The sequence below is a fragment of the Rhodococcus sp. P4_F3_2 genome (assembly GCF_056401335.1).
In genome coordinates, this window is the sequence record NZ_JBFUJN010000011.1 from 80,442 (window position 1) to 94,511 (window position 14,070).

The window sequence follows — 14,070 nt, forward strand, 5'->3', positions numbered from 1 at the left end:
GTGCGGGAATGACCCGCAGAATCCGCTTCAACGCCTTTGCCATGAACTGCGTCGCCCACCAATCGCCAGGTCTGTGGCGTCACCCGGAGGACCAGTCGTCCAGGTACACGGATCTGAGGTACTGGACGGAATTGGCGAAGCTCCTCGAACGTGGACGATTCGACGGGCTGTTCCTGGCCGATGTGTTGGGAACATACGACGTGTACGGCGGCAATCACGACGCAGCGCTGCGGCAGGGCGCGCAGGTACCGGTCTCGGACCCGCTACTGCTGGCGTCGGCGATGGCTGCCGTGACCGAGCACTTGGGCTTCGGTATCACCGCAGGTACAGCTTTCGAGCATCCGTACCCGTTCGCTCGGCGCTTGAGCACCCTCGACCACCTGACGAACGGGCGAATCGGGTGGAACGTGGTCACCGGATACCTCCCGTCGGCCGCACGGAACATGGGCGAGGACGACCAACTCCAGCACGACGATCGCTACGACCACGCGGACGAGTACCTCGAAGTCCTCTACAAGTTGTGGGAAACGTCGTGGGAAGACGACGCGGTGGTGCGTGACAGAACCACCGGGGTCTACACGGACCCCTCCAAGGTTCATCCGATCGAGCACGAAGGCAAGCACTTCACGGTTCCGGGCATCCACATCTCCGAACCTTCTCCGCAGCGGACGCCGGTCATCTTCCAGGCCGGCGCGTCGCCACGCGGGGTTCGGTTCGCCGCCGAGAATGCCGAGGCGATCTTTGTGGGTGCACCGACAAAGGCGATTCTCAAAGACACCGTTGCCCGAATCCGAAACGAACTGACGAAGGTCGGGCGCGATCCGTACTCGGCCCGCATCTACACACTGTTGACGATCATCACCGACCGAACCCCCGAGTTGGCCCAGGCGAAGCTCGAGGACTACCGCAGCTACGCGAGTAGTGAAGGCGCACTCGTTTTCACCTCGGGGTGGATGGGAATTGATCTCTCCGGATACCGAGCGGACGAGCCGATCGGGAACGTCGAGAGCAACGCCATTCAATCCGCGGTCGCATCGTTTCGTCAGGCGGACGAGAAGGGCGGCGAGTGGACGGTGGGAGACATCGCGGAGTGGGCGGGTATCGGCGGGCTGGGCCCGATCGTCGTCGGTTCCGGCGAGGAGGTCGCCGACGAGTTGCAGGAGTGGGTCGCCGAGACCGACGTCGACGGCTTCAATCTCGCGTACGCGGTGACTCCTGGAACCTTCGAAGACATTGTGGAGCATGTGATTCCGGAGCTGACGAGGAGGGGCGCCTACCAGAGCGACTACGAAGCGGGGACGCTGCGCAACAAATTGTTCGGGCGAGGGGACAGACTGCCGCTCGAACACCGAGGCCGGAGCTTCGACCGGATCCGCACTGCCGGCTGAGTGGGGATCTCAGGACCAGCCGGGCCCCGGCACGTGCACCGAGGTGGTGAGGTCGATCGCCTCGATGTCCGAAGACCTCAGTTCCTCACCACACGCACTACAACCCAGCCTTGCTTCGAACCGCTTTCCACACGCCTTGTGATGGAGAACGATGTCCGGACCGTCCGCGGATCTGAACCAGCGCTGACCCCACGAGATCATGCACATCACGACGGGGAAGTACGCGGTTCCCTTGTCGGTGAGTCGATACTCCGACCACTGTGGGCGATCCGGAAGCGGCCGCGTTTCCATCACACCGATCTCGGTGAGGTGCTTCAACCGATCGGCGACGATTGCCGGCGGCGCACCGGTGATCTCGGCGAACTCTCCGTAACGACGGGCACCTCGGAAAGCTGCCCCGATGATCGCTGCCGACCAGCGATTGCCGACGAGTTCCATCGTGTGAGCCAGGATTTCCGGTCGGCGTTCGGACTTGGTGGAGCGGCGCCTCGACGTTGCTTCGGGCACACTGCGTGAGAAGTCCCCACTCGGCCCCATTTGGGAGTCCAGGGATCTCACGTCGACGTCCTCGCCGCACTCCTTGCAACGCAGGATCGGAGTGAAGTCGTTTCCGCAGGTGCTGTGCCGTAGTGGCGGTAGTGGCGCGGTTTCATTCGGTGCCCACTGCTTCTCCCACGACCACATGGTGATGAGGACCGGCCAGATCGACTGGCCTTTGCGAGTGACCGAGTATTCGTGCCTTGGCGGGTTCTGCTGGTACTCCCGGCGCTCGAGCATTCCGCCGGCCGTCAGGACTGCCAAACGTGAGGACAGCACCGAGTTGGAGATTCCCCCGAGAGCCAGCCAGTCGTTGTATCGACGCGACCCCAAAAGGGCGAACCGCAGAATCCAGAGGTTCCACTCGTCTCCCAGTAGCCCGAGCGTGACCGCCAGTGCGTTGGGTCCGCCCGCAGGCAACTCGGTGACGCCCACCGACGGCGTGGGTGTCGGAGATCCGGCCGACGCCGAAGATCCGGTTGCATTCACTCGTACCACCCCGAAATCATAGGCCGCGAACCCTGCGGCACCGCGAGACCGTACCGAGTGGTCTGCAGAAAGAGTCGGGAATCACTCGATACGGGCAATGAGTAACGCTTCCTGGGTGATTTGGCAGATCTGGAGTCCGGACTGATCGAAGACCGCGGCATTCACGACTGCTCTGCCGGCATGAGCAGTGGGCGTCGAATGCTCGAAGAGGAGCCACTCGTCCGCTCGCACGGGACGCTGAAACCACATCGTGTGATCGAGGGACACGCCCGTCCAATCCGTATCGAGCGAGTGCTCCTGCCCGATGTCGTAGCCGTGCGGCGTCAGCGCGGTTGCCATCAGCATCAGATCACTGGCATAGGCGAGAGCAGCGACGTGAATCAGCGGATCGTCGCTCAGTCGCTGAGCCGAACGCATCCAGATGTTGCGCGGAGGCGCCGCCGAATGCGTCGTGGGGGACTGCGAATCGATGGGGGACACACGAATCTCGATGGCGGAGAACTCCTCCCACACCTCACCCAGCCCACCGTCTGCCTCGGCCAACTCCTGCAACGTCACGCACTCAGCGGGCGGGAGCGCGGCGGGTACGGCGCGACTGTGAGTGATGCCCTCGTCGATCGAGGAGGCTGATACCGTCGAACGGCAGACGAGTCGTCCGTCCTGGTGGACGTCGACGCCTCTGGTGGACAGGCGCTTTCCGTCCCGAAGGCGATCTACCGAGAACTCGGTCGCGCGATTCGTCGACCCCGGGCGAAGGAAGTGCGTGTGGACGGAACTGATCGCTTTGCCGTCGGTAACCGTGTGCCCGGCTGCGAGAATCGACTGGGCGACCAGTTGGCCGCCGAACAACTGAGGTAGCCGAACACCGTCGTTCGACCCTTGCCACCGGTCCTGGCCGGTCGATTCCAGATCGAAGACGTCAGCGAGACCACTCGTGGGGGCGCTCACGACGCGTGGTTTCGTGCCGGACGGGGTGGACGGGGAAAGAAGCCACTGGTCCGGGCGACGTAGTCGTCGTAGGCCTGCCCCTTGCTCTTGCGCATGCTGCGTTCGAGAAGGGCCTTACCGCTGTAGCTCACCAGCAGTTTGATCATGACGATCGGCGAGACGATCGTGATCAGCGCCAATGGATCACCAAGTGCGAGGATGAACAGTCCGACCCAGACACATGCGTCACCGAAGTAGTTGGGATGCCGGGTCCAGGCCCAGAGTCCACGATCCATCACCATTCCTGAATTGGCCGGATCTGCCTTGAATCGGGAAAGTTGGTAGTCACCAACCGATTCGAAGACGAAGCCGACGGTCCAGACTGCGATGCCGATCGCGCCGAGGACTCCGAGGGCGCGAAACTCGTACATCGCGAACTGGACCGGCAGCGACACCACGAGAATGAGAACGCCCTGGAGGCCGTAGATTTTGCGAATCAGGAACGGAATCAGCGGTCCCTGTTGATGTTTGAGCAGGGCAGTGTAGCGCTTGTCCTGCCCGTGCCCACGGTTTCGGAAGCCGATGTAGAGGCCGAGTCGCATTCCCCACACCACGGTCAGTGCGAGCACCACGAGGCGACGCAGATCGTTGCCGTCCGATCCGATGGACGTCAGGTACGAGACGACGGCGACGACGGCGAAGCCAGGCCCCCAACAGATGTCGATGATCGAGTGATTGTTCATCCGGATGGCTACGGCCATCACGACTGCGATGAAGACGAGCACGGCGAGTGCGCTCACGCCGAAGTTCAGTGCAAGGTCGCCCAATGGGATGTTGGTCATGCGCGCGCTTTCTGATTGTGGTGGTCGAGCAGTTCGGAAGCGAAGTCCGCGAAGGCTTCCTGTGCGCTCGGATAGGTGTGAGGAGTGCCGAGCCGGCTGGTCACGAGCAGTGCGTCGAGCGCTTTGGCATCGAGTTCTGTGGTGGTGGGCAAGAATTCGGTCGAGCCCTCGACGGCGTCGGCCGAACGCACCCCGTTACCTGCCGTGACGATCACCTGCCCGTTGGTCGTGGACTCGGGATCGACGAGGGCAGTGACTACCGGGGCTACCAGGTCGGCCCCCATGATGTCGATGAATCGTGGGTCCATTCCGGACTCGGTCATCTGCGTAGTGGCATAGGGCAGTACGACATTGGTGAACACATTGCGACTCGCACCTTCGCCGGCCGCGGTGCGGCCCAGGGCGATGACGGCACCCTTACTGGCGGCGTAGGCGGACACGGTGGGTTCGCCGTGCAGTCCTGCGGTCGAGGCAATCATCACGATGCGCCCGAATCCGGCTTCGCGCATCACTCGGGAGGCTTCGGCGGCAACCAGTGCGGTCCCGACGACGTTTGTCGTGATGACGGTGCTGAGGTTCTCGGCGGTGGTGCGATGAAGCATCTGTGGACCGCTGACCGCGGCGCTGGTGATGCAGAAGTCGAGTCGTCCGAACCGAGTGAGAGCGTCGTCCACCAACTTTCGACCGACCTCGGGGTCGGTGACGTCGTCGTGGTTGGCGACGGCGTGGCCACCGGCTTCGAGGATTTCGTCGACAACCTGATCTGCAGGGCCCCGGCCGCTCGCGTCGACGGTGCGATTTCGATTGTTGACGATCACCGTGACCCCTCGGCTCGCGAGATGCAGTGCGACGGAACGGCCGAGGCCCTTACCCCCTCCCGTGACGACGGCAACGCGGCCCGAGAGTGAACTGGCGGTCACGAGGCGATCCGTTCGACGAGCACCGCGACTCCGACACCGGCGGCGCCGCTGACCGCGGCCACACCGTAGCGTCCGTCGCTCCGTACCAGTTCGTCGACACACGCGCCGACGAGAATTGCTCCGGTGGCGCCGAATGCATGGCCCATCGCCATCGTGCCTCCGTTGGGGTTCATGCGGTCCGGCCCGGCGTCAAGATCGCGGCGGAACCGTAGGCAGAGCGCGGAGAAGGCCTCTGCGAACTCGAACACGTCGATGTCCTGTGGACGAAGCCCGGCTCGAGCGATGACTGCCTCCACGGCGCTCTGGCCCGCCGTGAGCATGAGAACCGGATTCACCGAAGTCGAGGCGGATCCGATGATCCGTGCGCGAGGGGTCAGGCCGGCTCTGGCCGCGGCTTTCTCGGATCCGAGGAGTAGTAGTGCTGCGCCGTCGGCCATGGCGGGAGAGGATCCGACGGTGTGCAGGTGTTCGATCTTGCCGACCTCAGGGTAGGCGGCGAGCGCGAGTGCATCCTGACCGGCGGCGCCGAGCCCTTCGAAGGCCGGAGGCAGCGCGGAGAGTCCCTCTGCCGTCGTCTCTGCCCTGACCAGTTCGTCGTGCGCGATTCCGGCTTCACCATTTCTGCCGGGAACGGGCACAACGGACCGCTCGAATGCGCCGTTGCGCCAGGCCTCGGCAGCCTTGTGCTGGGTTTCGACGCCGTACGCATCCAACTCGTCGCGGGAGTACCCCTCGATCGTGGCATTCAAGTCGGCGGCAACACCCATATGGATGGAGCCGACCTGCGCGATGGTTGCCGGGTCGGTCCACAGCGGTCCGCGATCACTGAACATCGGAGTGCGGGAGACGCTTTCGACGCCACCGGCCACGACGAGGGAGACGTCGTCGCTGCGAATGCGGGCTGCGCTCTGGCCGACTGCGTCGACGCCGGATGCGCAGAAACGATTGAGGGTCGCGCCGGGAACGGAATCGCCCCAACCGGCAAGGAGTGCGGCGGTTCTCGCGATGTTCGCGCCCTGCTCGTCCACCTGCGATGCGCAACCGAGAACGACGTCGTCGATCCGTTCTGCGGCGAGGTTCGTTCGACCCTGCAAAGCCTTGGCCAGGTGGACGACAAGATCGACTGGGCTGTGTTCGTGGAGGGCACCTCGCGTCGATGCTCGGCCGCGCGGTGTGCGCACGTAGTCGAGGACAAAAGCATCAGTCATTTTCAACCCTTCAATTAGTAGAGTTACTCTGCTAGTTGTAGTACGGTTGCGATGAAATTACAACCGCCGATGCACGGGTATCTCGGTGACGTCACCGATGCCGGATCGGCAAGGGGAGAGGTCATGACTGTTTCGAACATTTGGATTCTCGGCGGGTATCAATCCGACTTCGCACGGAACTTCACCCGTGAGGGACTCGATTTCGCGAACCTTGCCGAAGAGGTGGTGAACCACACCCTGGCCGCGGCGAAGGTTCCTGCCGCCGACATCGAGGTGATCCACGTCGGTAATGCCTTCGGTCAATTGTTTGCCGGCCAAGGTCAGCTGGGTGCGATGCCCGCCACCGTGCATCCAGATCTATGGGGTGTGCCCTCGTCCCGGCACGAGGCGGCGTGCGCATCGGGCAGTATCGCTGTACTTGCGGCGATGGCAGACCTGCGCGCCGGCAACTACGACGCGGCTCTGGTGATGGGTATCGAACTGGAGAAGACGGTTCCGGGTGATGACGCGGCCGGACATCTGGGCGCTGCAGCCTGGGTCGGACACGAAGGTCAGGAAGCAAAATTCATGTGGCCGTACATGTTCGATCGTGTGTCGAAGGAGTACGGGCGGCGCTACGGGATCGACGAATCCCACCTTCGCGCGATCTCGCAGATCAATTTCGCGAACGCGAAGAACAACCCCAATACACAGACGCGCGGTTGGGCGGTACCCGATCTGCTCGGGAATGCAGGCGGCGACGACGCCACCAATCCTGTTGTGGAAGGTGGTGTTCGACGATTCGATTGCAGCCAGGTGACCGACGGTGGCGCCGGGGTTGTGCTGGTGACGGACAAGTACCTCCGTGAGCACCCGGGTGSTGCGGCGACTCCGCTGGCCCAGATCGCGGGCTGGGGTCACCGGACTGTTGGTTTAGGTCTCGAGCAGAAGCTGGCCCGCGACGCCGATAATCCCTACGTGATGCCACACGTTCGGGATGCGGTGATGGGTGCCTTCTCCCGGGCCGGCGTCGACCTGGCCGGGATAGACGGGATCGAAACACATGATTGTTTCACGGCGAGTGAGTATCTCGCGATCGACCACATCGGTCTGACCGCGCCCGGCGAGTCGTGGAAAGCCATCGAGAGTGGTGACATCGCCATGGGCGGCAAGCTACCGATCAACCCCAGCGGCGGTCTGATCGGCGGTGGTCATCCGGTGGGTGCCAGTGGTGTTCGAATGCTTCTCGACGCGGCCCATCAGGTGACGGGAAAGGCCGGCGGTTTCCAAGTCGAGGGTGCGAGCCGCTTTGCGACGCTCAACTTCGGTGGAAGTACGGCCACCACCGTCAGTTTTGTCGTCGACGCAGTTTCCTGAAAGTGCAGCTCAGCCTTTCCCCATCAGTCGAAAAGAGAATTCCATGGACGTCGAAATCGTAGGCAAGTTGTTGTCCACCCTTCCCGCCGATGACGATCACCCGTATCGCACCGGCCCGTGGCAACCCCAGACCACCGAGTTCAAAGCGGACAACCTCGAAGTCGTATTCGGTGAGGTTCCGAAAGACCTCGACGGTGTCTACCTGCGCAACACCGAGAATCCGCTCCATCCCTCGATGAAGGCTTATCATCCCTTCGACGGCGACGGAATGATTCACATCGTGGGCTTTCGTGACGGAGAGTCGTTCTACCGCAATCGATTCGTACGGACTGACGGGTTGGCGGCCGAGCAGGATGCCGGCGGCGCCTTGTGGGCCGGACTCGCCGAGTCTCCCAAACTCAGTCGCCCCGAGGGCGGCAAGGGTGCGCGCACTCGGATGAAAGACGCGTCCAGCACCGACGTGGTCGTTCACCGGGGGACTGCTCTCACCAGCTTCTACCAGTGCGGAGATCTGTATCGTCTCGATCCGATGTCGGCGGAGACACTCGGAAAGGAAAGCTGGAACGGCAAGTTCCCCTTCGAATGGGGTGTGTCCGCGCATCCGAAGGTGGACGACAAGACCGGAGAAATGCTGTTCTTCAACTACAGCAAGGAAGCGCCGTACATGCACTACGGCGTCGTGGACTCGGCCAACGAGTTGGTCCACTACGTCGACGTCCCGCTTCCCGGTCCGCGGTTGCCACACGACATGGCCTTCACGGAGAACTACGCGATCCTCAACGACTGCCCCTTGTTCTGGGATCCGGTTCTACTGGAGAAGGGCGCGCACGTCGCGAATTTCCATCCCGATATCCCGCTCCGTCTCGGAGTCATCCCACGCCGCGGAAACACCGCTGACATCAAGTGGTTCGAGGCCGATCCGACCTACGTCCTGCACTTCGTGAACGCCTACGAAGAGGGGGACGAGATTGTTCTGGACGGTTTCTACCAGGGTGATCCGGAGCCGTCGGACAACGGTATGGGCAATCAGTGGGAGCGCGCCTTCCGTTTCCTCGCTCTCGATCGCATGCAGACCCGGCTTCACCGCTGGCGTTTGAACCTGGTCACCGGAGCCACGCGTGAAGAGCAACTCAGTGACTCGATCACCGAATTCGGCATGATGAACGGCAATTTCGCGGGTGAGAAGTACCGATACGCCTATGCGGCTTCTGGTAAGCCGTCGTGGTTCCTGTTCGACGGCTTGGTCAAACACGACCTGCTGACGGGGAACGAGGAACGATTCTCCTTCGGTGACGGCGTGTATGGAAGCGAGACCTCGATGGCACCACGCGTGGGTGGTACCGCCGAAGACGACGGCTATCTCATCACGTTGACCACCGACATGAACGAGGACGCGTCCTTCTGCCTGATCTTCGACGCTGCCCGCGTCGGAGACGGACCATTGTGCAAACTTCGCCTTCCCGAACGGATTTCGAGTGGCACCCACTCGACGTGGGCGCCGGGTGCCGAGCTCCGACGCTGGCAGAGTGCCGACACCGCCGCCGAAGCGGTCGGACTGTGACGGGCACGCACGACGCGGGCACCTGGGAGATCCTGCGGCAGGTGGTGATCGGTGCACGAGACCTGGACAAGACCGGTCAACAATTACGTGAAGCGTTTAGTCTGGCATCAGGATTCGCGGATCCACTGCTCGAAGACATCGGTTTGGCCGACGAGACCTTGGCCGTCGGGCCGCAGGCATTTCTCGAGATCGTCGCACCGGTCGACGAGACGGTCTCGCTGGCGAGATGGATCCGCAAGGGCGGAGGGGAGGGCGGCTATGCACTCTCGATCCAGGTTTCGAACATCGAGCCCTATCTGGAACGTGCAGCTGCGGCCGGTGTTCGGACGGTGGCAGATCTCGAGGCCTACGGTCACCGGATCGTCCAACTTCATCCCGGTGATCTCGGACTTCTCGTAGAACTCGACGAGATTCCCGACGCCGACGAGTGGTTCTGGGACCAGACGGAGAAGGAGGTTTCCCTCGATCCACGGGTCGACGACATTCTCGGCGTCGACGTGTCCTCTCCCGATCCGGCCAAGACGGCGGCGCTGTGGGCCGAAGTGTTCGGCAAGAAACTGGATTCGGCGCAATCACTCTCGATTGCGCTGGGGTCGCGCGCCGTGTCGTTCGTTCCGGGCGAGCGGTCGATGCTCAGTGCGGTCGATCTGGCGGCGTCGATCGGAGCGAACACCGTCGAGCCCGGCCTGATCGTCGGCGGCGTCGAATTCCGGATTCACCCAGGCTGAGCGAGCTTCACATCGAACGACAGAAATCGGGGCCGATCGCTCAAAGCGACCGGCCCCGAATTCTTGTCATGGACTCAAGCGAAGTCCTGTCGCAAACGAGTCTTGAGAAGCTTCCCACTCGCGTTGCGTGGCAGTTCCTCGATGAACTGAACTGCACTGGGGCACTTGAAGTGTGCCAGTCGCTCGCGTGACCACTCGATGATCTCCGCTTCGGTGACAGCCGAATCGCCGGAACGAACGACCACCGCAATGGGAGTCTCACCCCACCGATCGGAGTGAACGCCGACTACCGCGACCTCCCGAATGCCGGGGTGGCCGGAGAGAACGCTCTCCACCTCGGCGGGATAGACGTTCTCACCGCCGGAGACGATCATGTCCTTGAGGCGGTCGTGGAGGTAGAGATACCCGTCCTCGTCGAACGATCCGCCGTCTCCTGTTCGGAGCCAGTCGCCGTCCAACATGGTGGCCGCAGTGGCTGCCTCGTTGCGCCAGTAGCGCCTCATGACATGAGCGCCGCCGATGACCACCTCGCCGCGGGTACCGACCGGGACGTCTTCGAGCGTCACGGGATCGACGATGCGGATGGGCACGCCGAACATCGGTTGCCCGACGGACTTCAACCGATGYGCGGTCGACTCGTCGGTCGCCCGATGATCTTCGGGGGTCAGCATGGTGACGCCGCCAGTCGACTCGGTGAGTCCGTAGGCCTGCAGGAAGCTGCATCCGAAAACCTTGGTGGCGTCCTGTAACAGGGGTAGCGGCATGGGCGCCGCTCCGTAGACCAGGAACTGCAGGGCACTCCAATCCGCCTCGCGTACAGCAGGAAGGGAGGTGAGGACGCTGATCACCGCGGGAACAGCGACCGCATGAGTCACCCGGTACTCCTGCATCAGCGCCACCAGCTCCAGCGGACCGGCGATGGTCTTGAGAAGTAGAGCGCCACCGCCGAGCGTCGTGACGAGAGCGAGACCCAGCCCCGCCACATGGAAGAACGGGACCGGGCACATGGCCACGGAATCGGTGTCGAGATCGAGCAGGTGATACATGGTCGCGAGGGCGCGGCCGAGGTTCGCGCCGGTGAGTTCGATTCCCTTGGGGTGGCCGGTGGTTCCCGACGAGTAGAAGATCAGCGCGGTATCGTCGGGAAGGCGTGACACTCCTGGGTCGTCGTCCCCTGCACCGGAGAGCCAGTCGCTCCACGAGACCGAGTTTGCAGAACCGTCCACCGTGACGACGGTCCGGACGCTACCGACCGCCGCGGCGACGTCGGAGAGGCCCTCATCGCCTGCTCCGAGTACGACGACGGTCGGCTCGCTGTTGCTCAGGATGTAGTCGACCTCGCCCGGTGCCAGCCGATTGTTGACGGCCGTCAGAATCGAGCCCATCTTCGAAGATCCGTACAGGACGGAGAGGAAAGACGGTGCATTGGCGCCGATGTACGCCACCCGGTCACCTGTTCGAACACCATCGCGCAGAAGTGCATTCGCGACACGATTTGCTTCGATGTCCAGCTCGCGGAAACTGGTACGGCCGTCATCGGAGATGACGGCGGTGCTCTCCGGACTGGCAATCGCCCGGCTGCGCAGCAAGTCTTCGAGATTCTGCACGGGGCGACCATCGGGTAGGAGCGCGTTCACAGAAGGTTCGCGGGTGGCGGGTTCACGGGTGGCAGTCGAACCTACGGCCGTCGGCTGAGTGGTCATGCTGAATGCTCCAATCTGAAGGGGGCAAAGACAGGGGGTTCGAAAATGCCTGTGGGAGCAGCGAGTACATGCTCGACGGCGCRCAGTGCCGGGCCCGCAGTGATGAACTGACCGGCGGTTGTCCGGCTATTCGGATCTTGTGGTTCGACGAGATTGACGGTCATCACGATCTCGGGTTTGCCGTACAGGTGGACTTCCCACTGATCGCGCCCCGCGTATTCCTCACGATCGGGTTCCATGGTCCAGATGATGGCCAGAGTGAGGAACTGCATTCCGTCGACCATTGCGTGCCAGCGCCATTCGGTGGTTCCGACGGTTCCGGCGGCGATGCGTCCGGCGGCCACGTCGAGATCCGTTCGCGCCGCAACGACCCTGTGATCGGATACGACCTCGTCGTAGGTGATCCCCAGACGTTCGCACATGAACGCGATGGTCTCCAGATACAGCGACGCGTACAGCGAGGGCAACGGCCCGGTTCCGTCCAGTTCCTCCGGGGGCGAACCCATTCCCATGACGGTGAAAGCGAAGTCGGGGTCAGGCATGCCGCGAGCGTCGAGCACCTCGTCGATCGTGATGCGGTCCAGTTCGATCGATGTTCCCGTCAGAGCCAATGCCAATCGCTCACCGATGACGCCCGGGCTCACTCCGACACCGAAGAGCGTCGAATCGCCTTCCTTACATGCTTGGGCGAACATGTGCTCGCGCTCGGTGCCGTGTGCGCGGGGGAAGTGCTGCCCGGCCGTCGTGATCACGTTGATCCCGGCGCGAAGCAGACGGCACAAATCGTCGTCGTGGCGTTCGTACGGAATCTGCAAACGCGGACTGTGGATGAGAACCTGGGGGCGCGAGCGGATGATCTCGTCCACGTCGCGTGTGGCGATCACGCCCGTCGGTGCGCGTCTGGCTATGTCGCCGGCATCGCGCCCGGCCTTGGCGTCGCTGTAGACGTACAGGCCGACCAACTCGAGGTCGGGACGATCGATGATTCCGCGAAGCGCGGTCTTGCCGATGGCGCCGGTCGCCCACTGGGCAACACGAATCGGATCGCTCATGATCGAGTGGTCAGTTCGCCGGCGAAGAGGAGCTTGCCCAGTCCGCGTTCGTACCGAATCGGGTCTCGAGCCAGACGCGCACGGGCGTCGATTGCCATGAAATCGGTGTCGCACGTCCACTCGCCGCGTTGCATGGCGGCGAGTCCGGTCGCGGCGATGTCGAGGGGATTTTCCTTGTGGCCCTGCACGTGTGAAGCCATGCGGGTGTCGACACTGCCGACGATCAACGAGGTGACGGTGATGCCGTGCGGTTCGAGTTCGGCACGGGCGATGCCGCCGAGCGACAGAGCAGCCGCCTTGGCCGGTGAATAGCCGCCCATGAAGGCGGTTGGTGCGATTGCGGCGACTGACAAGACGTTGACTATCGATCCACCGCCGCGGGCGGCGAGGACCGGCGCGAAGGCTCGGATCATCGTCAGCGGTCCGAAGTAGTTGACCTCCATCTCGGCGCGAGCGGCCTCTCGGTCGTCGGCCTCGATCAGCCGATTCCCGGTGAACAGCCCGGCGTTGTTGACGACGACCGAGGTGTCACCGCACGCCCCGGCGGCAGTGTCGACGAGTCCTGGATCGGTGACGTCGAGTTCGACGATGTGCGCACCGGTGGCTCGGAGCTCGGCCGGCACCTCGTCGGGATTTCTCACCCCCGCATAGATTTTGGCTGCGCCCATCAACTTCGCCTGTTGGACGAAGGCCAACCCGAGGCCTCGATTGGCGCCGGTGACGAGGACGGTCGCACCCTCGACCGGAGTTCCGCGAAAGGTTGTCATGAGTTCTCCTGTGTCTGTCGGGTGTAGATGAGGTCGTCGGGGAATTTCTTGCTCTTCTTCAATGACGTTTCAGGCGCGAGCATCCCGAAGATCCAGCCTTCGGCTGTGGCCATGTCGTGGTTCCAGTCCCACCGCAGTGCGCGGTGGCGGATTCCCCACCTGCCGTCCTCGAAACCGAAGCGGTCGATCAGGCGCGCCGCGGTGAGTGTGTCGGCTATGCCGTCCGAGGTCTTGATTCGTGCGAAGGCAAGCACGTACGACTCGACGTGTGCTGTATCCCCGTCGAGTTCGACCAAGACGTTGGTCATTGCGTGGGTGGTCAGCGATCGTGGGTGGGTGATGGCCCCGGCGATGTGGTCGATGTAGTCGTCGGCGGTGCCGGTGAAGACACCCCCGTGGTCTTCGGTTGCGCCGGGCAGATAACACCGCCTGGTGTCCTCGACGTCGCCGCGGTCTGCGGCTCGGAGGAAACGAGCCAGAACCTCGTAGATTTCCTGCTTGGCGACGAGAGCGTCGACCGGGCTGTAGTCCCTGACGTCTGGGCCCCCGCCGCTGTCGACTGCGTGAATGTTGTTGGACCTCACGATGATGT

The 14,070-nt window shown here is 63.1% G+C and carries 13 protein-coding genes; 4 read left to right on the plus strand and 9 right to left on the minus strand.

Annotated elements, in window-relative coordinates; translation table 11 throughout:
- Positions 1-8: 8 nt before the first annotated feature.
- The gene (locus tag AC1DWA_RS13585) at positions 9-1,388 is read left to right on the plus strand and encodes an LLM class flavin-dependent oxidoreductase (protein WP_167343333.1); all 1,380 of its coding nucleotides are present in this window, start codon (positions 9-11) and stop codon (positions 1,386-1,388) included.
- Between the two features lie 9 nt (positions 1,389-1,397).
- Here AC1DWA_RS13585 and AC1DWA_RS13590 read toward each other — a convergent pair whose 3' ends face one another.
- The 5 genes from AC1DWA_RS13590 to AC1DWA_RS13610 form a co-directional block, all read right to left on the minus strand.
- Entirely contained in the window at positions 1,398-2,414 is a 1,017-nt protein-coding gene (locus AC1DWA_RS13590) for a winged helix-turn-helix transcriptional regulator (RefSeq protein WP_080945706.1), read from the minus strand.
- An 81-nt stretch (positions 2,415-2,495) separates the two neighbouring features.
- On the minus strand, positions 2,496-3,362 hold the full coding sequence (locus tag AC1DWA_RS13595; protein ID WP_046379018.1) for an acyl-CoA thioesterase: 867 nt from the start codon (positions 3,360-3,362) through the stop codon (positions 2,496-2,498).
- Positions 3,359-4,183, minus strand: coding sequence for a DUF1295 domain-containing protein (locus AC1DWA_RS13600; protein WP_046379017.1), 825 nt, complete (start codon positions 4,181-4,183; stop codon positions 3,359-3,361). Before AC1DWA_RS13600 ends, AC1DWA_RS13595 begins: the two co-directional genes overlap by 4 nt.
- Positions 4,180-5,103, minus strand: coding sequence for an SDR family NAD(P)-dependent oxidoreductase (locus AC1DWA_RS13605; protein ID WP_084325249.1), 924 nt, complete (start codon positions 5,101-5,103; stop codon positions 4,180-4,182). Before AC1DWA_RS13605 ends, AC1DWA_RS13600 begins: the two co-directional genes overlap by 4 nt.
- Entirely contained in the window at positions 5,100-6,311 is a 1,212-nt protein-coding gene (locus AC1DWA_RS13610; RefSeq protein WP_046379015.1) for an acetyl-CoA C-acyltransferase, read from the minus strand. Before AC1DWA_RS13610 ends, AC1DWA_RS13605 begins: the two co-directional genes overlap by 4 nt.
- 123 nt (positions 6,312-6,434) lie before the next feature.
- On the opposite strand from AC1DWA_RS13610, the gene AC1DWA_RS13615 reads away from it, so the two are divergent.
- From AC1DWA_RS13615 to AC1DWA_RS13625, 3 genes are read left to right on the plus strand one after another with little or no spacing between them, the layout of a single operon-like run.
- Positions 6,435-7,667: an acetyl-CoA acetyltransferase gene (locus tag AC1DWA_RS13615; RefSeq protein ID WP_477916727.1), complete on the plus strand. Its 1,233-nt coding sequence runs from the start codon at positions 6,435-6,437 to the stop codon at positions 7,665-7,667.
- Between the two features lie 43 nt (positions 7,668-7,710).
- Positions 7,711-9,228: a carotenoid oxygenase family protein gene (locus tag AC1DWA_RS13620; RefSeq protein ID WP_019744811.1), complete on the plus strand. Its 1,518-nt coding sequence runs from the start codon at positions 7,711-7,713 to the stop codon at positions 9,226-9,228.
- A complete protein-coding gene (locus AC1DWA_RS13625; RefSeq protein WP_046379014.1) occupies positions 9,225-9,956 on the plus strand; it encodes a VOC family protein in 732 nt (243 codons plus the stop codon). The genes AC1DWA_RS13620 and AC1DWA_RS13625 overlap by 4 nt, the downstream gene beginning before the upstream one ends.
- A gap of 74 nt (positions 9,957-10,030) precedes the next feature.
- Here AC1DWA_RS13625 and AC1DWA_RS13630 read toward each other — a convergent pair whose 3' ends face one another.
- Genes AC1DWA_RS13630 through AC1DWA_RS13645 form a run of 4 tightly spaced genes read right to left on the minus strand, consistent with a single transcriptional unit; the run spans position 10,031 to position 14,062 of the window.
- Positions 10,031-11,659 (minus strand): long-chain-fatty-acid--CoA ligase, encoded by a 1,629-nt coding sequence (locus tag AC1DWA_RS13630; RefSeq protein WP_080945705.1) that lies wholly within the window; start codon positions 11,657-11,659, stop codon positions 10,031-10,033.
- A complete protein-coding gene (locus AC1DWA_RS13635; protein ID WP_477916712.1) occupies positions 11,656-12,711 on the minus strand; it encodes an NAD(P)H-dependent amine dehydrogenase family protein in 1,056 nt (351 codons plus the stop codon). The genes AC1DWA_RS13630 and AC1DWA_RS13635 overlap by 4 nt, the downstream gene beginning before the upstream one ends.
- Positions 12,708-13,478, minus strand: a complete 771-nt coding sequence (locus tag AC1DWA_RS13640) for an SDR family oxidoreductase (RefSeq protein ID WP_021332267.1) — start codon at positions 13,476-13,478, stop codon at positions 12,708-12,710. The genes AC1DWA_RS13635 and AC1DWA_RS13640 overlap by 4 nt, the downstream gene beginning before the upstream one ends.
- Positions 13,475-14,062 (minus strand): nuclear transport factor 2 family protein, encoded by a 588-nt coding sequence (locus AC1DWA_RS13645; RefSeq protein WP_477846262.1) that lies wholly within the window; start codon positions 14,060-14,062, stop codon positions 13,475-13,477. Before AC1DWA_RS13645 ends, AC1DWA_RS13640 begins: the two co-directional genes overlap by 4 nt.
- Between the last annotated feature and the right edge of the window lie 8 nt (positions 14,063-14,070).

Bases quoted from the DNA above. Each gene is read 5' to 3' on its own strand.
- AC1DWA_RS13620 (WP_019744811.1), top strand. From the start codon at position 7,711: ATGGACGTCGAAATCGTAGGCAAGTTGTTGTCCACCCTTCCCGCCGAT.
- AC1DWA_RS13640 (WP_021332267.1), bottom strand. From the start codon at position 13,478: ATGACAACCTTTCGCGGAACTCCGGTCGAGGGTGCGACCGTCCTCGTC.
- AC1DWA_RS13600 (WP_046379017.1), bottom strand. From the start codon at position 4,183: ATGACCAACATCCCATTGGGCGACCTTGCACTGAACTTCGGCGTGAGC.
- AC1DWA_RS13585 (WP_167343333.1), top strand. From the start codon at position 9: ATGACCCGCAGAATCCGCTTCAACGCCTTTGCCATGAACTGCGTCGCC.
- AC1DWA_RS13610 (WP_046379015.1), bottom strand. From the start codon at position 6,311: ATGACTGATGCTTTTGTCCTCGACTACGTGCGCACACCGCGCGGCCGA.